22 protein-coding genes and 1 tRNA gene are annotated in these 24,616 nt (G+C 38.2%); 8 read left to right on the top strand and 15 right to left on the bottom strand.

Annotated elements, in window-relative coordinates:
* Position 1: 1 nt before the first annotated feature.
* Positions 2–967: a 3-hydroxyacyl-CoA dehydrogenase family protein gene (locus tag AAC073_RS22940; protein ID WP_339926162.1), complete on the bottom strand. Its 966-nt coding sequence runs from the start codon at positions 965–967 to the stop codon at positions 2–4.
* A 603-nt stretch (positions 968–1,570) separates the two neighbouring features.
* Positions 1,571–1,759 (bottom strand): CsbD family protein, encoded by a 189-nt coding sequence (locus AAC073_RS22935; protein WP_339926161.1) that lies wholly within the window; start codon positions 1,757–1,759, stop codon positions 1,571–1,573.
* A gap of 391 nt (positions 1,760–2,150) precedes the next feature.
* Between AAC073_RS22935 and AAC073_RS22930 the strand changes: the two genes are divergently transcribed.
* Positions 2,151–3,101 (top strand): tetratricopeptide repeat protein, encoded by a 951-nt coding sequence (locus AAC073_RS22930; RefSeq protein ID WP_339926160.1) that lies wholly within the window; start codon positions 2,151–2,153, stop codon positions 3,099–3,101.
* 310 nt (positions 3,102–3,411) lie between these two features.
* Here AAC073_RS22930 and AAC073_RS22925 read toward each other — a convergent pair whose 3' ends face one another.
* Both AAC073_RS22925 and AAC073_RS22920 read right to left on the bottom strand, forming a co-directional pair.
* A complete protein-coding gene (locus tag AAC073_RS22925) occupies positions 3,412–5,676 on the bottom strand; it encodes an aconitate hydratase (RefSeq protein WP_339926159.1) in 2,265 nt (754 codons plus the stop codon).
* A 162-nt stretch (positions 5,677–5,838) separates the two neighbouring features.
* Positions 5,839–6,861 (bottom strand): acyl-CoA reductase, encoded by a 1,023-nt coding sequence (locus AAC073_RS22920; protein ID WP_339926158.1) that lies wholly within the window; start codon positions 6,859–6,861, stop codon positions 5,839–5,841.
* Between the two features lie 219 nt (positions 6,862–7,080).
* On the opposite strand from AAC073_RS22920, the gene AAC073_RS22915 reads away from it, so the two are divergent.
* From AAC073_RS22915 to cas6, 5 genes are all read left to right on the top strand, one after another.
* Positions 7,081–7,428: a 4Fe-4S dicluster domain-containing protein gene (locus AAC073_RS22915; protein ID WP_339926157.1), complete on the top strand. Its 348-nt coding sequence runs from the start codon at positions 7,081–7,083 to the stop codon at positions 7,426–7,428.
* 172 nt (positions 7,429–7,600) lie between these two features.
* On the top strand, positions 7,601–7,954 hold the full coding sequence (locus AAC073_RS22910; RefSeq protein WP_339926156.1) for a DUF3276 family protein: 354 nt from the start codon (positions 7,601–7,603) through the stop codon (positions 7,952–7,954).
* Between the two features lie 141 nt (positions 7,955–8,095).
* Positions 8,096–9,187: an AI-2E family transporter gene (locus tag AAC073_RS22905; protein WP_339926155.1), complete on the top strand. Its 1,092-nt coding sequence runs from the start codon at positions 8,096–8,098 to the stop codon at positions 9,185–9,187.
* A gap of 5 nt (positions 9,188–9,192) precedes the next feature.
* Entirely contained in the window at positions 9,193–10,290 is a 1,098-nt protein-coding gene (gene ychF, locus AAC073_RS22900) for a redox-regulated ATPase YchF (RefSeq protein WP_339926154.1), read from the top strand.
* 110 nt (positions 10,291–10,400) lie between these two features.
* Positions 10,401–11,294, top strand: a complete 894-nt coding sequence (gene cas6, locus AAC073_RS22895) for a CRISPR-associated endoribonuclease Cas6 (protein WP_339926153.1) — start codon at positions 10,401–10,403, stop codon at positions 11,292–11,294.
* Positions 11,295–11,421: 127 nt separating this feature from the next.
* Here the strand turns inward: cas6 and AAC073_RS22890 are convergent, their stop codons facing one another.
* From AAC073_RS22890 to AAC073_RS22875, 4 genes are all read right to left on the bottom strand, one after another.
* Complete coding sequence (locus AAC073_RS22890; RefSeq protein ID WP_339926152.1) at positions 11,422–12,696, bottom strand: DUF5103 domain-containing protein; 1,275 nt, start codon at positions 12,694–12,696, stop codon at positions 11,422–11,424.
* Between the two features lie 40 nt (positions 12,697–12,736).
* On the bottom strand, positions 12,737–14,656 hold the full coding sequence (locus tag AAC073_RS22885) for an ABC-F family ATP-binding cassette domain-containing protein (protein WP_339926151.1): 1,920 nt from the start codon (positions 14,654–14,656) through the stop codon (positions 12,737–12,739).
* A 79-nt stretch (positions 14,657–14,735) separates the two neighbouring features.
* Positions 14,736–15,629 carry an aldose 1-epimerase family protein gene (locus tag AAC073_RS22880; protein WP_339926150.1) on the bottom strand — a complete coding sequence of 298 codons (894 nt, stop codon included), beginning with the start codon at positions 15,627–15,629 and terminating at the stop codon, positions 14,736–14,738.
* A gap of 90 nt (positions 15,630–15,719) precedes the next feature.
* A tRNA-Leu gene (locus AAC073_RS22875) sits at positions 15,720–15,801 on the bottom strand.
* 347 nt (positions 15,802–16,148) lie between these two features.
* Between AAC073_RS22875 and AAC073_RS22870 the strand changes: the two genes are divergently transcribed.
* A complete protein-coding gene (locus tag AAC073_RS22870; RefSeq protein ID WP_339926149.1) occupies positions 16,149–17,060 on the top strand; it encodes an NAD(P)-dependent oxidoreductase in 912 nt (303 codons plus the stop codon).
* Here AAC073_RS22870 and AAC073_RS22865 read toward each other — a convergent pair.
* From AAC073_RS22865 to AAC073_RS22835, 7 genes are all read right to left on the bottom strand, one after another.
* Positions 17,047–17,847, bottom strand: coding sequence for an aspartate dehydrogenase domain-containing protein (locus AAC073_RS22865; protein WP_339926148.1), 801 nt, complete (start codon positions 17,845–17,847; stop codon positions 17,047–17,049). The genes AAC073_RS22870 and AAC073_RS22865 overlap by 14 nt on opposite strands.
* 169 nt (positions 17,848–18,016) lie before the next feature.
* Positions 18,017–18,571 carry a hypothetical protein gene (locus AAC073_RS22860; RefSeq protein ID WP_339926147.1) on the bottom strand — a complete coding sequence of 185 codons (555 nt, stop codon included), beginning with the start codon at positions 18,569–18,571 and terminating at the stop codon, positions 18,017–18,019.
* A gap of 6 nt (positions 18,572–18,577) precedes the next feature.
* Positions 18,578–19,033, bottom strand: coding sequence for a sigma-70 family RNA polymerase sigma factor (locus tag AAC073_RS22855; protein WP_339926146.1), 456 nt, complete (start codon positions 19,031–19,033; stop codon positions 18,578–18,580).
* Between the two features lie 355 nt (positions 19,034–19,388).
* Positions 19,389–20,861: a rhomboid family intramembrane serine protease gene (locus tag AAC073_RS22850; RefSeq protein ID WP_339926145.1), complete on the bottom strand. Its 1,473-nt coding sequence runs from the start codon at positions 20,859–20,861 to the stop codon at positions 19,389–19,391.
* 224 nt (positions 20,862–21,085) lie between these two features.
* Complete coding sequence (locus tag AAC073_RS22845; protein WP_339926144.1) at positions 21,086–21,547, bottom strand: GNAT family N-acetyltransferase; 462 nt, start codon at positions 21,545–21,547, stop codon at positions 21,086–21,088.
* 60 nt (positions 21,548–21,607) lie between these two features.
* A complete protein-coding gene (locus AAC073_RS22840; RefSeq protein WP_339926143.1) occupies positions 21,608–22,093 on the bottom strand; it encodes a methylated-DNA--[protein]-cysteine S-methyltransferase in 486 nt (161 codons plus the stop codon).
* Positions 22,094–22,563: 470 nt separating this feature from the next.
* A complete protein-coding gene (locus AAC073_RS22835; protein ID WP_339926142.1) occupies positions 22,564–23,259 on the bottom strand; it encodes a helix-turn-helix domain-containing protein in 696 nt (231 codons plus the stop codon).
* Between the two features lie 119 nt (positions 23,260–23,378).
* Between AAC073_RS22835 and dinB the strand changes: the two genes are divergently transcribed.
* Positions 23,379–24,569, top strand: a complete 1,191-nt coding sequence (dinB, locus tag AAC073_RS22830) for a DNA polymerase IV (RefSeq protein ID WP_339926141.1) — start codon at positions 23,379–23,381, stop codon at positions 24,567–24,569.
* Positions 24,570–24,616 lie beyond the last annotated feature (47 nt).

The raw sequence follows: 24,616 nt of genomic DNA, 5'->3' as shown, positions 1-24,616 counted from the left end.
TTTAATTATTAATTTCTGGATATTGTGCCGCCAATTGGAAAATTTCGTTATTAAAATTCTTAAAAGCCTCTTCCCATTTGGTTGCCTCTTCTTTGGTATAGCAATATAATCCTTTGCCGTTGTTAACTCCTTTTCCCTTTTCAATTACGATCTTTTGCATTGTAGAAGGCACGGTTTGGGAATTGTTGAGTTGTGGAAATAGATTCTCGAAAATTTCTTTAAAATCAGTTAGCCCCATTTGATCCATTCTTTTAAAAAGTCCCATATAGGTCATCCAAGAGCCTGGGTCATACCTGAAGGCCTTATCCAAATCATCCATCGAAGCTTCCCCATTTTCTAAAATAGCAAACATTTCACGGTAAACGGCATAGAGCATTCGGTTTGTAACAAAGCCTCGTAAGTCTTTTTTAAGATAGGTTGGTTCCTTGTTCCAAGTATGCGCCAATTGGAGCACCCATTTGGCTATCTCTTCATCAGTTTCCTCTCCTTTTGTAACTTCCAAAAAGCGCGTCATATAGGCTGGTTCTGCCCAGTGGATGCCAATGAATCGAGAAGGAAGGCTTACATTTTGCTGCAGCGTGCTGATGGGGATAGCGGAAGTATTAGTGGCGATGATAGTGTTACTCGCGGTATACTTTGTTATTTTCCTGTATACTTCTGTTTTAATAGCAATAACTTCTGTGACACATTCCTGAACCAAACGGCAATTACTTAGGTTTTGATAATTCTCTGAAAGGTTTAGTCTTTTTAAATATTGACTTACATCCTCTTTTAATAGCCCTGCTTCAGCAGCATGATTTAATTGACTTTGAATTCGATCCAGTGCTCCATCCATATCTGCTCGGAGTGGTGCAATTCCAATAACCTTATGGCCACTTACCAATAGCGAGACAAGGATACTTGTGCCCATTAACCCTAGCCCTACTACACCTATTTCTATGGTTGAAGAATCAATTTTTACTTTCAATGGTTTTTTGTCGGTTGTTTTAGATATACTAAAAGGAAGCGAGTTTTTACCTTTGTGGTTAAAGACAAGCTAACAGTCAAATTTATTATTGATCTGTAAAAGTTGCTATTATTATTATGTGTAAAAGTGATACTATTTTTTATACGGTGATTAATTTGAAGTTTACTGATCAGAATATTCTTTTTTGTTTTCCGGTGAATTTACTACCCTTATTAAATTTATTATTTTAAAAAACAATTGATAAACAGAATGATGATCTGATAATAGAGAATATTAGGTCGTATTTGTGCTTAGTTAAAAAAAATAGCAGGATTGAAGCCAAGAATGACTGCTTAAAGAATGTACAGGACTGCCCTAAAAATCTGTCAGTTTGATAAAGTGTCGATTAACTTTTTTTAAAAATGCTGTTGAATGCGCTCCTATTTACTCCTTACTGATAATATGCCGCAACAATAAAAAGTAAGCTGAATATGCTGCGCTAGGTGCTAGAAAATTTCTGGTAAAAGGGGGGGAGTATTAAAAATTTAGGATTTATTCGTTTTGGAGTTTACATGAAAAAAGCCCGATAAATATGTTATCGGGCTTCGTATGGTATTTCTCTATCTATTCAGAGAACAAAATCTTTTTAAGATTTTCCTGCGATTCACCAGTTTTTTTCTGAAGTTTACCTAATAATTGGTCTTCCTGGCCCTCGGCATAAACTAAATCATCATCGGTGAGTTCACCATATTTTGCTTTAAGTTTTCCTTTTAATTCGTTCCATTCTCCTTTAAGCTTTAATTTAGATGGCATAATAGTGTTGGTTTAAGTTAAAATAAATAAGTATTCTTTATTACATAGTATAATAGCAATAACTATTCCAAAAAAAATAAGTTTAAAAAATGCTTTTTTGAAATATTGATTACAATTCTAATTTAATTTTTAATTATTATGATAAATAGTATGATGTGGCCTTGAGAGAATTTGGATAAATAGATTATCTTTTTGCTACGAAAGCCTACTTACTCCCATCTAGTATTACACGCATTATTGCTATACTCATTGCAATTAGGCCTGATTAAGGACGGGTCATGTTATTTAGGACATTAGTTGATGACAAGTTAAAATTCAATTCTCAAGAGAGCACTAAATCCTTGATTTATTTGTTTGTGGGGAAATTGATAAAAGTTAATTTAGCATTCAGATGAAAAAAGGTAAATTGTTTTGGTTATTCTTTGGGTTTGTATTGTCCATTACGTTGTCTTGCAGCTCAAATGTTGATAAAAAGGGAAGGTTTTTATTGAAGGGTAATAATGAGTTAAAGGAGGGGAATCTGAAAGGAGCCATTACTTATTACGATGAAGCTTTAGCCATTGACCCTCAATTTAAGGATGCGTTTTTTAATCGGGGCATGGCCAAATACCAACAAGCCAAATTAATAGAAGCCATTTCAGACTTTTCAGAGGCCATCAATATTGACAATAATTATGTCCCTGCCTTGACCCAAAGAGCCATCGCTCATCTTGATTTTGGAGAAAATTATAAGGCATTGGAAGATACCAAAGCCTTGCTCCAAATAAATGGAGAGAATGGACAGGCTTATTTTATTCGAGGATTGGTGCAAACAGAAATGAAGGCCTATGAGGACGCATTAATTGCTTTTAACAAAGCCATACAATATTCGCCTGATAATGCAGAGTTGTACATCAATAGTGCTACCGTACACTATTACCGAAATGAGCTTGATTCTGCTATTGTAGATCTCGAAAAAGCCTTGGAATTGAATCCCCGGGAGAGTAAGTTACATAATCTTTGGTCATTGATACACTTTGAAAATGGGGATTACCCAAAAGCCCTTGAATCCGTAGAAGAAGCCATAAATTTAGATAAGGACCATTCTTATTACTACAACAATAGAGGTCTGTACAAGTTATACCTTGATCAAACAGATGAGGCCTTAGAAGATATCAATTATAGCTTAAAACAAAACACGAAAAACTACTATGCCATAAGAAATAAGGGAATCTATTATTTTAAGAAAGGCGACATGACCTTGGCAAGTAAATTTTTAAATGAGGCCAACAAAGCGGATCCTGAAATGCCACTGCTTTCAGAATATTTGCCTCTGTTGGATAGTAAGGCTACCAATAAATAGACGATTACTACTGAATTACCAATTAACCATTAAGTCTTCTGCATCCTATTGCACCATCCGAGTTAAATCAATGAAAAGATAATCTTATTTGGAATGCAATGTTTCCTTTCAGAAAAAGCGAGGTCGGTTGTCACGAATGGTAATGTAAAATTTATCTTCGAGGAACACTTCTGTGAACCTAGATTTATTTTTTATTTCAATAAGCTAAAAAAGGGAAGGCCACAAAATTAATTGTAGCCTTCCCTTTATTATAAACATGCTGGTCAGTTATAACCAGAAAAAGTGATTTTAACTCAGGTTAAGCATTTGCCTAAATGAGACCTTCTTTTACAAGATTCAATGCTGAACCAGCTTTAAACCATTTGATTTGGCCTTCATTGTAGGTATGGTTTACAGTTATGCTGTCCACACTACCATCCTTATGGTTAAGAACGACTGTTAGTGGATTGCCTGGAGTGAAATTATCCAACCCAACGATGTCAATAGTATCGTCTTCTTGAACCAAATCATAATCCTGAGGATTAGCGAAAGTCAAGCCTAGCATACCTTGTTTTTTCAAGTTAGTTTCATGAATTCTAGCAAAAGATTTTACTATAATAGCACGTACTCCCAAGAATCTAGGCTCCATGGCTGCATGTTCTCTAGAAGAACCTTCACCATAATTTTCGTCGCCTACTACTACGGTACCAATATTATGTAATTTATATTGACGTTGCACAGCTGGAACTTCTCCATAACTACCATCCAATTGGTTTTTAACTGTGTTGGAAGCATCGTTAAAGAAATTGATAGCACCAATCAAAAGGTTGTTTGAAATATTGTCAAGGTGTCCACGGAATCTTAACCATGGACCTGCCATAGATATATGATCGGTTGTACATTTACCTTTGGCTTTTATTAAGAGTTTAAGCCCTTTTAAGTCCGTTCCTTCCCAGGCTTTAAAAGGCTCTAATAATTGTAGTCGCTCAGAGTCAGCAGCTACTTTTACCTGTACCTTAGATCCATCTTCTGCTGGGGCCAAATAGCCTGCGTCTTCAACAGCAAATCCTTTTACAGGTAGCTCTAATCCAGCAGGCTCATCCAATCTTACCTGCTCACCATCTTCATTGGTAAGTGTGTCTGTCATTGGGTTGAAGGTAAGATTACCGGCAATTGCCAAAGCCGTAACTACTTCAGGGGATGCTACGAATGAGTGCGTATTTGGATTACCATCAGCTCTTTTCGCAAAGTTTCTGTTAAAAGAAGTGATGATAGAATTTTTTTCCTGCTTTTCAGCTCCATGTCTTGCCCACTGGCCAATACATGGTCCGCAAGCGTTGGCCAAAACAACACCACCCATATTCTCAAAGATTTGTAAGTATCCATCTCTATCGACAGTAAATCTTACTTGTTCAGAACCTGGAGTAATGGTGTATTCTGATTTGGCTTTTAATTTTTTATCCACTGCCTGTTGGGCAAGAGAAGCAGCTCTTGAAATGTCTTCGTAGGAAGAATTGGTGCAAGAACCGATAAGTCCAACTTCTAATTTTTCTGGCCAATTGTTTTCTTTTACTGCTGCAGCAAATTTAGATAGTGGCCAAGCTAGATCTGGAGTAAAAGGACCATTGACATGTGGTTCCAACTCAGAAAGGTTAAGCTCTATAACTTCGTCGAAGTATTTTTCAGGAGAAGCATAAACTTCTTCATCCCCTGTCAAATATTCTTTGATGCCATTAGCTAAATCTGCAATTTCAGCTCTTGAAGTACCTCTCAAATAAGCTTCAGATTTTTCATCATAACCAAAGATAGAAGTGGTTGCTCCAATTTCAGCACCCATATTACAAATGGTGCCTTTTCCTGTGGCAGATAATGAGCGAGCTCCTTCGCCAAAATATTCAACTATACAACCGGTACCACCTTTTACGGTAAGAATTCCTGCTACTTTTAGGATTACATCTTTGGCTGAAGTCCATCCGGATAATTTACCGGTAAGTTTCACACCTATCAATTTCGGAAACTTTAGCTCCCATGGTAAGCCGGCCATTACGTCACAAGCATCTGCTCCGCCTACACCAATGGCGACCATACCTAATCCACCTGCATTAGGTGTATGTGAATCAGTTCCGATCATCATTCCTCCAGGGAAGGCATAATTTTCTAATACTACCTGGTGGATAATCCCAGCTCCAGGATTCCAAAATCCAAGGCCATACTTGTTGGATACAGAAGAAAGAAAGTCATAAACCTCCTTGTTTTTGTCTTTCGCTTTCGCTAAATCGATAGAAGCTCCAACTTCAGCCTGAATAAGGTGATCACAGTGAACAGTAGAAGGTACTGCTACTTTAGATTTGCCTGCCTGCATAAATTGCAACAAAGCCATTTGGGCTGTCGCGTCTTGCATGGCTACCCTGTCGGGTTTAAAATCAACATAAGATACGCCTCTTTCATGCCCTTTGGTTGGCTCGCCTTCAGAGAGATGGGCATAAAGGATTTTTTCTGTTAGGGTAAGTGGCTTCCCCACAACTTTTCTGGCGGCAGCTATACGCTGAGGGAACTCAGCATATAACGACTTAATCATATCTATATCAAAAACCATTAATAATGAATTTATATTGTTGTTTGATGAAAATTCAATAGGGCGCAAAGATACTAAATTCAATAATTAATCGGTCATGATGCTTGTTATTATATGCTTATTTATAAAGGATTTAAAAACAATATTCTACGAAAACACTATGTATAACTAGTTTTACCCAAGTTATTGCAGTTCCAATAGGAACTTTAAGGTGTCAACTTTGTCCGCATATTCATTAACTTCGGGACGCTGGGCTGTGCCCAAAGGAATGCTTCCATCAAACCAAGCCTCTTTAGAAACAACGCATTGAACTTTATCTTCAAAAGTGTTTAGATTCTCCTTCAGGGAATCAACTGATTCATAGATCTCATAATAAATAACAGATATTGGCGAAACCAGATCCTTGGCTTCTACCAGTAATAAATGTCCGTTGTCAAAATGGGGCACCCTATTGATTAGGTACTTGGACTTGTTGTACTCGTAATTGTTGAAGTATTTGTGGTGGTGCAATGCATCATTTGTTTTTTCCATGACCTTCATGAAATCCTGAACCTGAGAAGGATGGCTGAAATAAACTTTTGATACATTCCTACAACCCAGGCCATAATAGGTGAAAATATCTGTGGCCAGCAATTCCAAATCTGCTACTGATTCCTTTCCATTGATCACAGCAATGGAGGTTCTGTTTTTACGGATAATATGGGGATACTTGCCGAAGTAATAGTCGAAATACCTGGCAGAATTGTCGCTTCCTGTCGCAATATATGCATCCATATCTCTCAGTCGCTCCTCAAAAGTTATGGATTCAGCCAATTCAGGAGACAATGCCTTCAGCTGTTCAACTAGCCAAGGAATCAGTATACTGTCGGAAGATCCCAATTTTATACGGGCTTTATGACCAGCTACCAGCGTGCAAAGCAGATCATGAAAGCCAACGCCTGGGATATTTCCAGCCATGATTATGCCTATATTCTTGGCTGCATTGGTATCGGTTTTCTCGAAATCATATGGCTTTACCCAATTTTTTAATTGCTCATAGGAGAGGTACCTTCCAATACCTTCAAGGGCCAAAGCAGATTGTTTTGGCGTAAACCAATTGTTATGATTCTGCATGCGATCGAACAATTCTGCTTTTTCTTCCTCTTTTAAAAGAAGCAACCGATCACCCAGAGAAGCAAGTAGGGTTAGTCTTTGATTTACATTCATAATTGTGAGAATATAGTATGTAGCCTTTTTCAGACTATATCATTTGGTAAACTTTGGCCCAAATATAATTATTCGCGAGCAAAGCTAATGGATAATTAAGATCAAATAGTTAGTACAACAAATAATGTCTATGATATATTTTTTGAAAGGAGATTCATTTTGCTTGTGAGATTGTGAATTGGTTAGTAGTTTTGTACTCGAACAAAAATAAGAAGCACAATGGCAATAATGATAACGGACGAATGCATCAATTGTGGTGCATGTGAACCAGAATGCCCTAATACCGCCATTTATGAAGGGGGAATAGAATGGACTTGGGGTGGAGGTACTGAGTTGAATCAGGTTACCCAAGAAGATGGCGAAGTAGTGGATGGTGATGAAAAACAAGAGCCTGTCTCAGATGAGTTTTATTATATAGTGACTCAAAAGTGTACAGAATGCACCGGTTTTCACGAAGAACCTCAATGCGCTGCGGTTTGTCCAGTAGATTGTTGTATAGATGATCCAGACAATAGAGAAACAGAAGAGGAACTAATTGCTAAGAAGGAGTTTCTTCACGGGGAATAATCTAGTGTTAAGAGGGTCAATATTTTGTAGTCATAAAATTGTCTTTTCCAATAGGTATTTTGAAGAATATCACATATTTTGAGAAAAAAAAACATCAATAACTTGAATTTGATATTTGAATTGATTTAACTTGGCATTAAATTAATTTTTGAAAAAAATAAATATTTGGATAGTGGAAGATAATAAAGATTACGAAAGAGATGAGATTTTCACCAAAAGGGTAAAGGCTGGCAAGAGAACGTATTTTTTTGATGTTAAGGCTACCCGGTCCAATGATTACTATTTGACCATAACAGAGAGCAAGAGAAAGATCAAGGATGATAACTTCTACTATGAAAAGCATAAAATATTCTTGTATAAAGAAGATTTTGGGAAGTTCGTAGAAGCGCTTCAAGAGGCCGTAGGCCATGTGAAAAATGATTTGATGCCAGATTTCGACTTTTCTCAATTTGATGCTGAAGCTGAAACTACCGAATCAACAAATGAAAATACCGATAAATTTGGTGAAGACTTAAAGTGGGATTAATACCTTAAGCAGCTGCTATTCTAATCAGAACTTTGCTATAATATTTAATTCAAAAAATATACAAATCGAACCTTGGAAATGTTTTTCCCCTATTAGTGGAAAGCATGGTACAGGGTTCGATTTTTTTGTTATTTTTGATCCATGCTAAAAGTTATATTAACTGCTATAGTGGCTACCATGCTCGTTTTCGTGTTTGGATGGTATTTTTCCAACATTAGCCTGTACTTCATATTTTCCCTTGTAATTGCCGCAGCCCTTCGGCCGCTCACCAATAAAATCAATAATTTGTACATAATGGGGCAGCATATCCCCCGTGCGATGGCAATTTTAATGTCTTTTGTAGCCATTATATCAGTGGTTTCTTTACTGGTACTATTGTTTATTCCCCTATTTCGTTCTCAGGTAGAGTTATTAAAAGCTTTGGATGTCAACTACCTATACGATCAGATTCAGCGACCCATTGAAAATCTGGAAGCAATACTTATTCAGTTAAACCTTATTGATAATGAGCCTGGTTACCTTATAAAACTTGTAAAAGAAAGCCTGCTTAAAAGTGTGAATGGCATGAATTTTCAGGGATTTATCAATGGCGTAATTTCCACTACGAGTAGTTTTTTTATAAGTATACTGGCCATAGGTTTTATTACTTTTTTCTTACTGTTGGAAAATGGACTGCTTAGAAGAAATATTTTGAATTTCATTCCAAATAAATATTTTGAACTGTCGGTGGCAACTTTTCACAAAGTGGAAAGACTATTGTCTAACTATCTAGTAGGGTTATTATTACAGATGTCTGTAATTTTCACGATTGCATCCGTCGGCTTATCAATAGGAAATATAGAATATGCAATGACAATTGCAGTTTTTGCAGCAGTAGCCAACCTTATTCCCTATGCAGGACCAATCTTAGGGGCTACTTTCGGCGTATTGGTAGGACTTTCTACAGGGGAGTTTAGTACAGCAAATGAAGTATATTTGTTTTTATTTAAAATACTAACGGTGTTTTCTGTGGTGCAGATAAGTGATAATGTTATCTTACAGCCATTTATTTTTTCTAAATCAGTAAAAGCTCACCCTCTTGAAATTTTTGTTATTATCTTTGTGGGGGCAAAAATTGCCGGTGTATTGGGTATGATTTTCGCGATACCAGTTTATACTATATTTAGGGTTTCTATAAAGGAATTTTACAAAGGGTATAGAGAATACAGAATATTTAGAATAGATAAGATTTAACATTCATGGGAGTTAAGTGTGGGATTGTAGGCTTGCCAAATGTAGGGAAGTCAACATTATTTAATGCCTTGTCAAGTGCAAAGGCTGAAGCGGCAAATTTTCCTTTTTGTACTATAGAACCCAATGTGGGTGTTGTCACAGTGCCGGATAAGCGTTTACAAATCTTGGAAGGATTGGTGAATCCACAAAGAGTGCTTCCAACAGTAATCGAATTTGTAGATATAGCTGGATTAGTAAAGGGTGCCAGCAAGGGAGAAGGTTTAGGTAATAAATTTTTGGGCAATATAAGAGAGGTTGATGCCATAATACACGTGGTCAGGTGTTTCGATGATCCGAATGTAGTACATGTGGCAGGTGGAGTGGATCCCCTTTTTGACAAAGAAGTTATTGATACTGAATTGCAATTGAAAGACATTGAGTCAGTAGATAAAAAATTGCTTAGGATTGAGAAAGTCGCAAAGAGTGGAGATGCCAAAGCCAGAAAAGCCGTTGAAAGTTTACAGAAATTTAAAGAGGGTTTAAAGGAGGGGAAGAATGCCCGGGCCATAGATGCTGATGAGGACGATCTGAAAGCCATTGCTGACATTCATTTATTGACCATCAAACCTGTATTGTATGTCGCCAATGTAGATGAAGGAAGTATTAAGGAGGGAAATGCGCATGTAGACAGACTTAAAGAAGAAGTTGCAAATGAAAATGCAGATGTGATCCTTTTATGTGCCGCATTGGAAGAGCAAATAGCCGAATTTGAAGAACCTGAAGAAAAGGAAATGTTCTTAGGAGAGTATGGTCTTGAGGAAAGTGGTTTGAACAGATTAATTGCCGGTGCCTATAAATTATTGAATTTAATTACCTATTTCACAGCTGGAGTTCAGGAAGTGAGAGCCTGGACGATCACTAGAGGTTGGAAAGCTCCAGCAGCTGCTGGAGTCATCCATACTGATTTTGAGAAAGGGTTCATCAAAGCAGAGGTCATAAAGCTAAAGGATTATGAGGCATTCAAAACTGAAGCAATTTGCCGTGAAAACGGGAAAATTGCAGTTGAAGGTAAAGAATATGTAGTTTGTGACGGAGACATCATGCATTTTAGGTTCAATGTGTAAATTAATTGAAATATTATTATTAAGTTTGTTGCAACTTATTTATTCAAATGTCAGTTAGTCCTGATAGTACGATGAAATAAATTTTTGTTCAACTTTTCATTTTTATAGTCGTGAGAATTAGATTAATATTTTCCTTAAAGAACAAAGGTGCTTACTTACCCTTTCACCATCAGTACATCTTAGCGCAGTTTCTCAAAGGCCTGATCGTTAAAGGAGGCCAGGAAGAGTTTTTTAACTACAATTTCTTTAACTTTTCAGGTTTAAAAGGCCAAACAAAAGTTAGTAGGAGTGGGTTGCATTATTATTCCAGCTTGGTTACACTTGTTGTTTCAGCTCCTGATGAACCTTTCATAGAGTATCTACTGAAGCAGGTCTTCAAAACCCCAAAAATTGAATTGGGGAATTTGATATTGTCGCCTGAATATACTGAGAAAGAAATTGAGCCACCTTTAGAGACATCCAATAAGTTTGTATGTATCTCTCCATTGGTTTTACTTACTCCCACATTTGATGATGAGTCAGGTAAAAGGTTTATCAATCCTGATACGGATGAGTTTTCAGACCTTTTGTATGAGTCTACACTCACACGGATGGAGAAATCTGGATGGTATGACCAAGAACAAATGGAATCCTTTTATAAATTCCAGGTGGTTCCAGATATGAACTATGTCAATAAACTTCGAGAACAGCAGAAAAAGTTCGCAAGAATATACTCTGTTTACGACATGGATGTAAAGTATGAAGTAAGAGGCTATACCTTGCCCTTCACCTTATATGCTGCCGGTGAAGTCCAAGAATTTGTATTTAAGTGTGGCCTAGGCGCCTTTACGCACAAAGGTTTTGGAATGCTTGACTTGGCTAATAATATGCCAAGCCAGCGAACAGAGCCTTATAAATTTAAAAGAGAGGGTTTTGTGCCTTACAGAGCACAAACTCATGAACCTCGTAAAAACGACGAAAGAGCGGAGAATGAGGATGAAAAACCAGAAGAAGGAAACGATTAAAAAAAATACCCGGTGAATTTACCGGGTATTTTTTTGCTCTACTATTCTTATTGAAAATCCTTTAGCAGTGATGCATCAGAAAAAGGAGAACTTCATTATTTTGAAGAGAATAACAAACCCGACAAATTTAAAACCTTCTCATATTGGGATTGATAACCGTATAGCCTATCAGTTCGTCATACCTGGAACCCATTTCCCGGTAGTAGAAAAAGATTTCATATTTGTTTTCTGTCTGAAAATGACTGTCTTCAAAGGACTCCATGTTCCAGCCATTGTCTGACTGAATACCATATTGGTAGTCATACCAGCCTTGTTTTAAAAACAAACTTGCTTGATAAAGCCCCTTTTTTTCATTGTAGACCATCTTTGCATCAGGACTTTTTCCCCAATTGGTCAAAGAACCCAATACATAAGGAGGGGAGGGGAGCTTTGGAGATTCCAGGTTAAAATTCAATAATACATATTCACTTTCAAGGAGATGATTCTGCCTTTCCATATTGAATATGCCATATTGCCCATTTAGATCGAGGTATTCCAGGTAAGTCAACCCTTTTCTTTCTTTGTCAATTGCAGCTTCCGCAAAAACGACATCTTCCTCCATGCTTACTTTGGCGATATTCCGTCCGCGCGTACGTACGTAGCGTAAATCCACAAAGCGGAATTCATTTCCAGCCAGAAAAACATTGGATCCGTCAAAGAGCTGGTATTGTAGCTGCTTGATGTCTTCTCTGATATGAGTAAATTTCAAACCAAAGATAGCATTGTCCCACCGCTGGTTTTGACGAATTACCACCCTGGTATTGTTTAGGGGATCTACTAATTGACGGTTGCCATAGCCAATATTCAAATTGATTTGCTGAGCCGTTCTTCGATCCTCATTCCTACTTGGGGGAACAATTTCAGCACCGATTCCTACTTGGTTTTGGTAAACCATAAACCTTTTGGTGAAAATTACATCTGACTCTTTTCTTCCTCTGTATACTTTTAAAATATAGTTTCCAGTTCTGGTGACATTGGGCACCTGAAAGGTATAATGAATATAGGGTATTCTTGTGTTGATACCATACTCGTAAGCGTTGATGGTAAATTCATTGTATTGCTGGAGAAAATCCGGATCCTTTAGCCCAGAGCTAGTCCAGTCGGCATCGCAATGAATGATTTTTGCAATGTACCGGTCCGTTTCAAAAGCAATGTCATCGAAATGCAACTCAAGAGGTAGGCTGCTGTTAAGGGAGATAACCGGAGCTGTCATTTGGGCCGAAAATTCACTGCTTGCTGGGTAAAGCTGAACAGTTCTTATGTTTTCGTCAAATACCTGATCTTCGTATATCTCCTGAGCAGACAAAAGGCCTGAAGAAAACAATAAAAGAATAATAACAAGCTTAATCAATGGATGTCTCATCAGTCAGGTTTATTTTTAGCACCGGTCAAAGGCCTTTGTCTTAACTTTGCATACTTTCTATTTGCTCTGCAAGTGCCTCCCATTTCTTGTTAAGAGCAGCTTCATCTTGCTTCATTTTTGTATACTTGTCATTGAGTTGTTGCATTTTTACCTCGTCTTCATATACGGAAGATTGCGCCAATTGATACTCAATATCCGTTTTTTTCTTTTCAAGGGCAGTGATTTCTTGCTCAAGGCTATCCAGATTTTTCTCTTTCTCCTTTATGGCTTTCTTCTGCGCATGCTCATCTTGCTTTTCCGCTGAACTTTTAGGCAAAGCTTTTGCTGCCTTTTTTACAACAGTTTGTGGCTTGGCTTCTTTTTCCGTTTGAGTGGAGCGCCAGTATACATACTCATCGTAAGTGCCCGGATATACCTTGATTTGCTCGTCTTCTATGTACCATATTTTGTTGGCGACTCCCTTGATAAACAACCTATCGTGAGAAACGGTGACAAAAGTACCTTCGTATTGCTTCAATGCCTGAATCAAAATATTGACTGATTGGATGTCAAGGTGATTGGTAGGCTCATCTAGTAACAAAAAGTTAGCTTCAGAAATCAGGGTTTTCGCCAATGCCACTCTGGATTTTTCACCTCCGGAAAGCACTTTAATTTTTTTGAAAACATCCTCATTAGAAAATAGAAAACAGCCCAATACATTTCGGAGTTCAGTCTCTGATTTTCTACTGCCAGCCTGCACCATTTCCTGTAGGATCTCATTGTTGATCCCAAGGGCTTCCAACTGGTGCTGCGCAAAAAAGGCTTTAACCAAATTGTACCCTTCTTCTCTACTTCCTTCTATAGGTTCAGAACCATTAATGATCCTCAAAACGGTAGATTTACCCTTTCCATTGGCACCAATAAGGGCTATCTTATCTCCTCGTTCTATGCGTGCAGTTGCATTTTCAAGAATCTTAAGGTCACCAAATGCTTTGGAAACATCCTCCAATACAATTACATCCCTACCAGATTTCTGGGAAAAAGTAAATTTGAAGTTTACAGATACTTCGTCTTTTTCTACCTCTGATATTTTTTCCAGTTTGTCCAATGCTTTCACCCTGGATTGTACTTGGTTCGATTTGGAAGCTTTTGCACGGAAACGGTCAATGAAACGCTCCGTTTGTTTGATCATTGCCTGCTGGTTTTCATAGGCATTTTGCTGAATCTCTTCTCGCTCTACCTTCTCGGTTTTATAGAAAGCATAATTTCCAGCATAGCTGGTGAGGTTGCCACGAGAAACTTCTACAGTAGTTTCGGTACTATTGTTCAAAAAGGTCTGGTCGTGAGAGACGACAATAACAGAGCCTTCGTAGGATTTAAGGTAATTTTCTACCCACTGAATTGAAGGCAAGTCAAGGTGGTTGGTAGGTTCATCCAACATCAGCAAAGCTGGTTTCTCCAAAAGTAACTTGGCTAACATCACTCGCATCCGCCATCCTCCAGAAAAGGTCTTTAAAGGACGTCCCAGGTCAGCAGTTTTAAACCCTATGCCTTCCAATACTTCCTCGGCCTTGGCTTTGATGGTGTAGCCTTCAAGTGCTTCGAATCTTTCCTGAAGATTGGCAAGTTTCTGAATGATTTCATCAGAATAATCTGTCTCCATCGCTTTGAGCACTTTGTCTATTTCTACCTGTAAAGATAAAGTTTCTTTAAAAGCTTCAAGGGCAACATCAAGAATACTGTCTTCTGATTGATAAGACAAAAGGTCTTGATTAAGAAAGCCTACACTGCAGTCTTTCGCTTTTTGGATTTCTCCAGAACTTGGCTGAAGATCACCATGTATGATTTTTAGGAGTGTAGACTTGCCTGTACCGTTCAGACCTACCAGACCAATTTTGTCCTTTGGCTTGATATGAAGGGAGGCATTTTCATAAAGGGGACGGCCCCCAATATAATAAGAGAGATTGTTTATGGATAACATGCCGCAAAATTAAGAAAACTATATGGGATATGGCAGCATTAGAAAAATGAATTCATTAAAGTAGTGAATTTTTTTGATTTTATCCCAAAATCGCTACCTGAAATCCTGCTTTATGGTTGGCTTGAGGCGCCAATTCGATAATGCCTAGTTTGTTTTCAAGGGTTCCATCATGATCCATAGTCGCCGCGATTCCGTTCCAGGGCTCTAAACAAATAAAGTTTGCCTCATTTTCTTTGGTCCATATACCTAACCACTTGAAATCTGAAAATTGCATGGCAAAGCCTTTACCTGTTTTGCGACTGCTTACACTTACGGCCGTAACAGGCCCCACATCGAATATTAGGGCGTCATTTTCAAAGAGCTTGTAAGCCAGATCCAATTTGCCCTCCTGAAGTGATAGGGTGCTTTTTTTGGTAGAGATAAGGCCACCTTCAAGGGTATACAATGGGAGGGAAGTAATACTTGTGTCACCAAAATCCAATTGATAATCGGAGAAAGATTCTTTTTCAGGTTCCAAAGGACAACCAAAACCCGGGTGGGCTCCTATGCTAAAAAACAGGGGTTCCTCTCCTGAGGGATTATGAACATGATAATTCACACTTAGGCCATTTTCGTTGAGGCAGTATTGAATAGAAAGCTCAAAATCAAATGGGTATACCTTCCTACTATTTTCATCTGCTTTAAGCACCATAGAAAGTTGATTGTCTGTCTTCTCAGTCAACTCAAAATTACGGTCGCGGGCAAATCCATGTTGCCCCATAGTATACGACTTGCCTTGATAGCTGTACTTGTTGTCTTTTAGCTTCCCTACAATAGGAAACAATACCGGCGCATGTCTGCCCCAGATGTCAGGATTTGCTTGCCAGAGGTATTCCAAGCCATTTTTCTTAAGTGCAATACATTCAGCACCCATAGTGGAGATTTGGGCGGTTATATTGCCAAATTTCAAATGGTGGATGGTAGCGGCAGTCATAGCTTTAAGGTGTAAAAAGGTGAATAAAAAAGAAATATAAAATAAAATAACTATCAAAAAAAAACCTTTCCCGAATTTAGGAAAGGTTTGTACGCACGAGAAGATTCGAACTTCCACACCCAAAGGCACCACCCCCTCAAGGTGGCGTGTCTACCAATTTCACCACGTGCGCAGATAGGAAGTGCAAAAGTAGAAGATAATTCCAGCAGTGCAAACAAAAAGGGGGACAATTTAATAGAGAAAGTGAATCCATGAGGTAATTTTAAAATCAAAGCTTAGGACCTGTCATCGGATAATGGTTGGGTTCGTTTATAGGCTTTATCCTCTGACAGCATCCAAAACTTCTCTTGCAAAAGGGTCAATGTTTCGTTTAGATTTTCTAATTTCTTAGGTTTAAATTTTTCCAGCTTGGTTGGGAGTAATCATTCGATTAGACAAAAGAGGAAAGCCTTGGCTTTACATGAACTTCCTTGATTTTAAAATGTGTTAAACCTATAGAAACCTTACGATATCCAAAATATGTTTAAGAAACTTGTTGGAATAGAGCCGTTGGAATTAACCTCTTCGGCAAATAAAAAATTAGAATCTTTTGCGAAAAAAGTGATCCTCCATGAGGACAAACCCGCTAGTGTAGCTGAAATTATAACGCGAATCGGTGATGCGGATGGTGTTTTATTAAGCCACAGAACTACTTTGGGGCAAGAGGCCTTGGAAATGTGTCCCAATGTGAAATACATAGGCATGTGCTGTTCCTTGTATTCACCTGAAAGTGCCAATGTGGCTATCCAATATGCAAATTCCCGAGGGATTACGGTAAAGGGGGTGCGTGATTATGGCGATGAAGGCGTGGTAGAATATGTGATAAGCGAGTTGGTGCGCTGCTTACATGGTTTTGGTAATACAGCAGATGGAAGTCCAAGACAGGCCTGGAGTGGCATCCCTCGTGAAATTACAGGGCTCAAGGCAGGAATAGTTGGTTTGGGTAAATCAGGTGGCATGGTAGCCGATGCTTTGCGTTTTTTTGGTGCTGAGATAAGCTATTTTGCCCGTAGTGAAAAAGAAGATGCAAAAGCCAAAGGATATCAATTCTTACCCTTAAAGCAATTGCTAAATGAAAATGAAGTCCTTATCACCTGTTTGAACAAAAATACAATCCTCTTGCATGAGGCTGAATTTAAACAGCTGGGCAATCGCAAAATTTTATTCAACACGGGCTTGTCTCCAGCTTGGGATGCGGCACCTTTTGAAAAATGGCTCAATGAAGACAATGTAGTCTATTGTGATACGCTTGGAGCTTTAGGCGATAAACGTTTTTTAAAATATTCCAATGTCCATTGTCTGCAAGTATCTAGCGGCAGGACCCAGCAAGCTTTCGAGCGCTTGAGTGAAAAGGTTCTGGCGAATTTAACCGCTTATTTTAAAACACAATAGGAGAAACGATATTCCGCAGGGTGTTCACTACACTCCAACCAGCAATTTGAGCAGTCTTACTATAGACATCAATGATTGCATGGATCTCTTCACCTTTAATCTCAATGCGGTGATCGTCTCCTACATAATCGGGTATCGAATTAATAGACACCTTTATATTTTCGGGGCCTACGGAAGCCAATGCTGCAGCAACTGCCACATTTACCTGTGTTGGGAAAAGCGCAATGGCTTCTTTAGCATCCCCCTTAAAGACTTCTCGTTTTTCGGTTTGTAGGGCATCCTCATAAACCTTCGTCTTTTTAAGTGGGTTTGGGCCTTTTTTTGTGGTAAAAGTTACAGTGCTTTGTTCCATTAAGGCGATCGTTCGCATCACATCAAAGCCACCAATAGCGCCAGAAGCCAGGTGAACACGGGAGTTGTTTTCCAAAGCAGTTTGTTGGACCGTTTCATAAAATTCAGCATCCGCAAGTGCGCCAATAGATAGTGTGACTATCGAAGACCCACTTTTTAAAGCTGGTATTGCCATTTCCCGAAAGGCAGCTGGGGAAGCAGTTTCTACAATATAATCCGGCTTGAGCTGAAGCAACTCATCAAAGCTATGGCAAGGTTTGCAAGAATATCCTTTTTTTGAACGATCAACTTTCTTGGCTAAGGCCTCTGCTTTTTCAAAGGACCGTGAATAGCTACCAATTAATTTGTAGTTAGGTAACAGGTCTTTTAATAGGGCATCTGCAACAATATGGGCCAATTTTCCGCAGCCAGCAATGGCGAGTGTGTGTGCTTTCATTTAGGTAAAAATAGTAATTTCTTTGCTTAATAGGCTTTATTTTGATAATGATGCAGACTATGTTATACCATGTAGTGTAATAAGGAATAGGCACAAACCTGCTAAGCATTTATTGGACTATTTTTTTTCGCCCAGTTTTTAACTTATCCAGCCTGATAGAAAATATTTATTAACCACCAAGCTCATCAAATTCCTTAAGGCTAATTTTTATTTCCCGAATTCTCCTGTTCCAATTTCTACTTGACCAATAGACCAATAGTATTAAGGATACCAGCATAAAGAAAAGAGTTGTGTATTTTTCTTTTGTGAAGTCAATAGCCGATGCGAAGAAGGAGATAAACGCAGCCCCAAAAAGAAAGGAGGTGAGAATAATACCAATGTTTATTCGCTTTAATTTTAATAGAAAACCAAGTAAAGAATTTTTCAAATTGTCTCCATTAATGGGATTTATTAAAACCAGCCAACCCACCAGACGAGTAACGATGTATAAAAAGGTAGTACCTATCAAAAGCGCATTTGCCCAAAGAGGTTTGGTAGCGCCATCAAAACCATCATGATAAACGCTTATGAAAACAGTTAAAAGAATGGCCTCAATTAAGAATTTGAGTTTCATTTTTTTAATTGTAGGGTGATTTTTAACTTTAGTCATCATCAATAATTCGTTTTGGCTTTTGTTACCAGTACTTGCACGGTCCCAAGTAGATTTTAATTTATCGAGTTCCATAGCTTTTTATTTTAAGATGTTTTTAAGTTTTTCTTTTATTCTATTAATCTTCACACCGACGTAATTTTCAGTCATGCCTGTGATGTCACCAATTTCTTTGTAGGTAAAGTCTTCCAGAAATAAGGCAACGATAGCCCTTTCAGCCTGATTCAATGTTCTAATGGCCTCAAACAATCTTTCTTCATTTACCTGACCAGAATGAATTTCTTTCGAGATGGTTTCGTTGTATTCGATTTCAATTTTGTTTTTCCTGAAGACTGCAATAGCCGTGTTTAATGCAATACGGTACATCCAGGTGCTTACTTTTGATTCTTTTCGGAACAGTGGGAAGGCTTTCCAAAGTTGAAGTACAATTTCCTGAAACAAGTCTTCTTGGTCTTCTTTATTATTGCGGTACAGTTTGCAGACCTTAAAGATTATCCCTTGATTCGATTCCACTATTTTTAGAAATTCCTTTTCCATTACCTTATGTCTAGAATGAATTGAAAGCCATATATGATAATTACAGTCTTTATATCAGTTAATAAAGCATTTATGGGTCCTAATAAGGTTTTAATAGCAGTTTTCTTATCACAAGCTATTGAAGTCTCTTTATGAATCTCATTTTTTAATTTAACCTGCATGATTAACGACAGGTCAAATGTGGGTGTGGGTAAGGGTGAAATTATTGCTAAAGGCATAGTGGGAAGATTAAAATGTTAATTTCCCTATAAGTTGTTTAAAAAATAGAAAATATTACAGATGGTAAATTTATTTTTTTAATATTTGGTACGATTGGCTAATAAATTTTACCTAATAGCTTCTTTTGGTGAGGGAGTTATTTAATGTTAAGCTCATTAAGAATGGCCTCAATCTCATCATTCGTTTCTGTGATTTGTGAGCTATAGTCGTCAGTACTTTCTTCAATTGCTTTATAAATCAATTGGCAACTTTGGATTCTTAATTCACAGTATTGTAACAATTTTTTATTTCTGTCCAGGATTGGATCTGGCAAGTACAACAGGTCAGCTTCATTAATAATTTTTTTATTTTCATTCCAATAATAAAGACTTCTCGTTTTAATTTCAAAGAGCAAATCCTCTGCAGGAGTACTTTCAGGCATTTCAAACATTTCTAAAGCCATTGATTCAAGTTCAACAAATCTTTCCACCAAGGAACCGTATTTTTCAAATTGGTAAGGAATAATGCTCTTAAAAATCAATGTACATAACGCTATGGTAATGACAGTAGCAAACGCAATATGGTTTAGTTTTGATCGTAGGTCATCATTTCTCTTTAAACTTGGCACCATTGAATAACCAATCACAATACCTGAAAGAAGACCTCCAATATGAGCAGCATTGTCTATATTTCCTTGAAGCCCTAAAATTAAATTATAACCAACAAAAGACGCTATACTTATCAATAAGGCACTCCGTAAATGTTTCTCAATTAGGTTTGTTGTAAGCAAAGCCAGAAAAACACCATATAAACCAAATATGGCTCCAGAAGCCCCCGCACTTATCGTTAGATCATGCCACCAAAGACTTGTAGCGCTTGCCACAATACCCGTAAGTACATAGGATGAAATCAACCTTGTTTTCCCCAAACGTGGTTCTAAAAGAAGGCCTATGTAGAGTAAAGCAATTGTATTCATTAGCAAATGAAAAATGCCTATGTGTAAGAAAATGCTGGTAAATAAACGCCACCATTGACCATCAAGGGTTAGGGGTCGGAAATTGGCTCCCCATAGAATTAAGCTATCGCTATCAGGGGCGAAAACATCCACACCTTTTATTGCCATGATAAGAAATACGACAATGTTTAAATCAATGATTATGGGGGTGATGAAATAGCCATGGGTTGGTTTAAATATTGATAGAATTCCCGTAAGTTTTTCCTTAATGGCAGATGAGGAGTGAGTTAATATAACTTCTTCCTTTGAAATAAATATAGGTTTTATTTCTTCAAACTTTTGATCCAGTTCCTCTATGGTAAAACTGTCTTTAATTTCATTAAAGGAGTAAATGAAGTTTGAAATGTTTTCTTTATTCTTCCCCCAGTCAATTATTTGAATGCCTGTACATTCACTTTTAAGTTCAACCGTTTTGTCTAGAATTTTGATGTTTACTTCCTCACTGAAGGAGCGCATTGACATTTTTGTATAGGCAATAAATCCATCTTCACGGATGGAGGAAATTTTCCATTTGAGCTTTCGGGCAACCTCAATGGCAATGACAAGGAAATTTCCGGAGGTTAGATTGTCCAATGATATTTCTTGAACATGATTCGAGGAAAATTCAAATGCCATATTGTGCTTTTTTTATCTCTTCATTGATACTATAAAAAAAATATTATATATAGCTACAGCTCAATTGAATTGATTTGGTTTATTCTACTTCTAATATATAAATTTATTGTAAGGTTTTATAGAATGTATTTGTAAGAGGGGCGTGTTTAGCGAAATACTTTCGGCTAAAAAAAATCAATAGCCATAATTTTATGGATTTTTTTGCACCAAGTCAGAGAAAATAACTAAAAAATATATTCCATTTTAATGTCACAGCGATCATAAATCCCACTTTCTATGGGGGTTTCTTGAAAACCCATTTTTCGGTACAGGGCTATCGCTGGAGACAGCAAGCTGTTGCTGTACAGGATTACTTTAGTGGCTCCTTGTACTTTGGCCCACTCCAGGGCAGCATTACCGAGTAAAAGGCCGATGTTTTTACCTTGTGCCTTGGGTGATACCCCCATTTTGATCAATTCGTATTGAGTGTTGTCTATTTTTTTTAAAGCCACCGTACCTACGATTTCTTTCTCCCATTCAGCAAATAAAACTTCTCCACCATGATCTCGGATGGTTTCCTGGGGTTTTTGGAGTTGGGCGATATCGAAGGGCTCCATGGCAAAATACTTTTCTATCCATTCCTGATTAATAGAGAGAAAGTAAGGTGCCAGTGCTGGCGTGTAAAGATGGATTATTGTCTTTTCCATCTTTAAAAATACGGATGTTGATAAAAAGAATAAAGCGTTTGACAGGAAAAAAACAGAAATTTAAAAACCTATATTAAATAGTCTGCCAGGCTTGTCAACGGCTTCCATTTGTAGCAGCTTAAGTTTTCGCCATAGGCCTCCAGCATAACCGGTCAACTCTCCCGTACTGGCGATGATTCGGTGACAGGGGATAATGATCAATAAAGGATTTTTGCCATTGGCAGCACCCACTGCGCGGACAGCAGTAGGCTTGTCAAGTGCGCAGGCGATGTCCTTATAGGAAGCCGTTTGGCCAAAAGGAGTTTTGTTTACCTCCATCCAAACCTTTTTTTGGAATTCAGAACCACCAATAGCCACAGGAACATCAAATAATTTTAGGTTTCCTTCGAAATAGTAAGTCAACTGACTTATGATATCCAGGAAAAAGAGGTTATTTGTTTTTTCTGACAAGGGATCTTCCGTGAAACTACAAGACAAAAGAAAACCATCCTCAGCGACAAGTCTGATATTCCCTAAAAGCGACGCAATTACTACTGTTTCTTTCATATCCTCTACAACTTTAAAACCAACATTAGGTTTAACCTTTACTAAGGCAGATTTCCTGCCAACGCTTCAATGAAATACGATATTTTTTAGTACTCTGGACCTTCGGTATGCAATTGCGGATTTGTTACTGAATGATCCGCTGCGGCGGACAAAATCAATCAATCGTTTTTATTTTCGATCGCTTCTTTGTGATGTGCTTTATCCGCTTCCTACACTCCTGATCTTTTTGTCTCTTCCCCTGAGAAAGGTCAGGGCAGGCTGAAAAAAATCGGGAAACCCTATTACATTATGCTTGTCCAAATAAAAATCAATACATGCGATTTTCGACGCACCCTATATTATGGGGCCGAGTAAGGGTATATAGTATTAACAGATTACGGCGGAAAATGTTGCCATTAACTACCCTGTCGGTAGGTATCCGACTTATTAAAGATAGCTTTATTTTCAGTTTATACCAATTATTGGAGCACTTATACCATCATCATGCGATATTTCCAAACCTCTCTTACCGTCTCTGCTTTTACTTCAAAAGGGGTGTATAAGGGATTGCTTGAACACAGCAGTAGTTGTCTTTTTTTGTTTAACTGATTGTAAGTCAGTTTGAAGGTGACTCCGTCCTGGGCAGTGACGATGACGTATTTTTCACCATCCCTTATAGCTGTCCAGTCTTCTATGTATTCACAAATAATCCATGCCCCATCAGGGATGGGTTCCATAGAGTCTCCATCTACCTGAAAAACCCTGTATTTTTTGTCCTGAGGAAGAAAAGGAAGGTGAAACCGAGGCAAATCCCCAATAAAGTCGGGGTCTGAAAATCCTGCCAAATAGCTTGCTTTTGCTTTCTGAGAAACCACTTCTATTAATTCACGACCTTGCGCATCCACCGTGGTAGTGAGTATGCGTAGATCTCGGCCTTTGAGATAGCGACTGGTTTCCAACACCTCCCTGAGCTTGTGAGCAGGATATTTTTCCAGGTTTTCTTTCAATATCAAATCCACGGATACTTCGAGGTATTCACAGAGCTTTACCAAGGTGTCTAATGGAGGGCTGATGCTTAACTCATAACCAGCGAGCTTTGACCTGCTGATGCCCAGTGATTCTGACATAAGAGACTGAGTGATCCTTTTTTTTTTGCGCAGTAGTTTGATATTGCTGTGGAGGTACATGGTCAAAATTTTTAATGAAATCAATGGTTTAAATATAAAACAAATGTTTAAATTATAAACAATAAATTGTCAATAAAATTAACAATTTATATTTTAAAGCAAAGTAGGAGAGAAAGATAATGGCAGAAAAACGGAATATTGTACACATGGATTTGGACAGTTTTTTTGTGTCGGTCGAGCGGCTGTATGACAGTCGCCTTATGGGCAAGCCTATCTTGATAGGGGGATCAGGAGACAGGGGAGTGGTAGCTTCTTGCAGCTATGAGGCCAGGAAGTTTGGCATTCATTCTGCCATGCCCATGCGTACGGCCAGGCAGCTCTGTCCGGAGGCTTTGCAAATCAGGGGGGATTTTGCTAAATACAGCCAGAAGTCCAGTGAGATCACTGAAATTGTTCGGGAGAGTGTACCGCTTTTTGAAAAATCTTCTATAGATGAATTTTATGTGGATTATACGGGCATGGACCGGTTTTTTGGCTGTTATAAGATGGCACAGGAGCTCCGACAAAAAATTATCAAAGAAAGTGGCTTGCCCATTTCGCTAGGACTTTCCCAAAATAAAACAGTATCCAAGGTAGCTACAGGAGAAGCCAAGCCCAACAATGAAAAACAGATTCCTTATGGGCAAGAGAAGCTTTTTTTAGCTCCCTTGTCAGTAAGGAAAATCCCTATGATAGGGAAGAAAACTTCCCATACGCTGTACAATATGGGCGTAAAGAAAATCCATACCCTGCAAGCCATGCCCGCAGAATTGCTGGAATCGGCTTTTGGTAAAAACGGACTGATGATTTGGGAAAAAGCCAATGGTATTGACCGTTCGCTTATTACGCCTTATTCGGAAGCCAAATCTATTTCCAGCGAAAATACCTTCGAACAAGATACCATTGATGTTGGCCTGCTGGAAGCCACACTTACAGCCATGACAGAACAGCTGGCAAGTAAGCTGAGGCAACAGCAAAAGCTGACCTCTACCGTATCCGTAAAGATTCGGTATTCTGATTTTGATACCCATACGGTACAGCGGAAGGTGTTTTATACGTCAGCAGACCATGTGCTTCTTCCCCTGGTTAAAGCACTTTTTCAGCAATTGTACCAACGCCGTCTGCTGATTCGGTTGATCGGTGTTCGCTTTAGCGGACTGGTGCATGGGCATTATCAGATCAACCTATTTGAAGATACCGAAGAACAAATCTCTTTGTACCAAGCTTTGGATCGACTCAATGGCAAGTATGGAGATAAGACGGTTTGCAGGGCTATAGGAATGGACGTAGGGAGTCGGAAATTTAACCCGTTTAATGGGAAGGAAAACTGAGTCAGGTAATAAAAAAACAAACCCCATCTCATAGAAGTGATGGGGTT

The sequence above is a fragment of the uncultured Cyclobacterium sp. genome, from assembly GCF_963977555.1.
GTDB lineage: Bacteria > Bacteroidota > Bacteroidia > Cytophagales > Cyclobacteriaceae > Cyclobacterium.
Note: the sequence above shows the minus strand (reverse complement) of the source record. Positions and strands in the feature narration are given on the sequence as shown.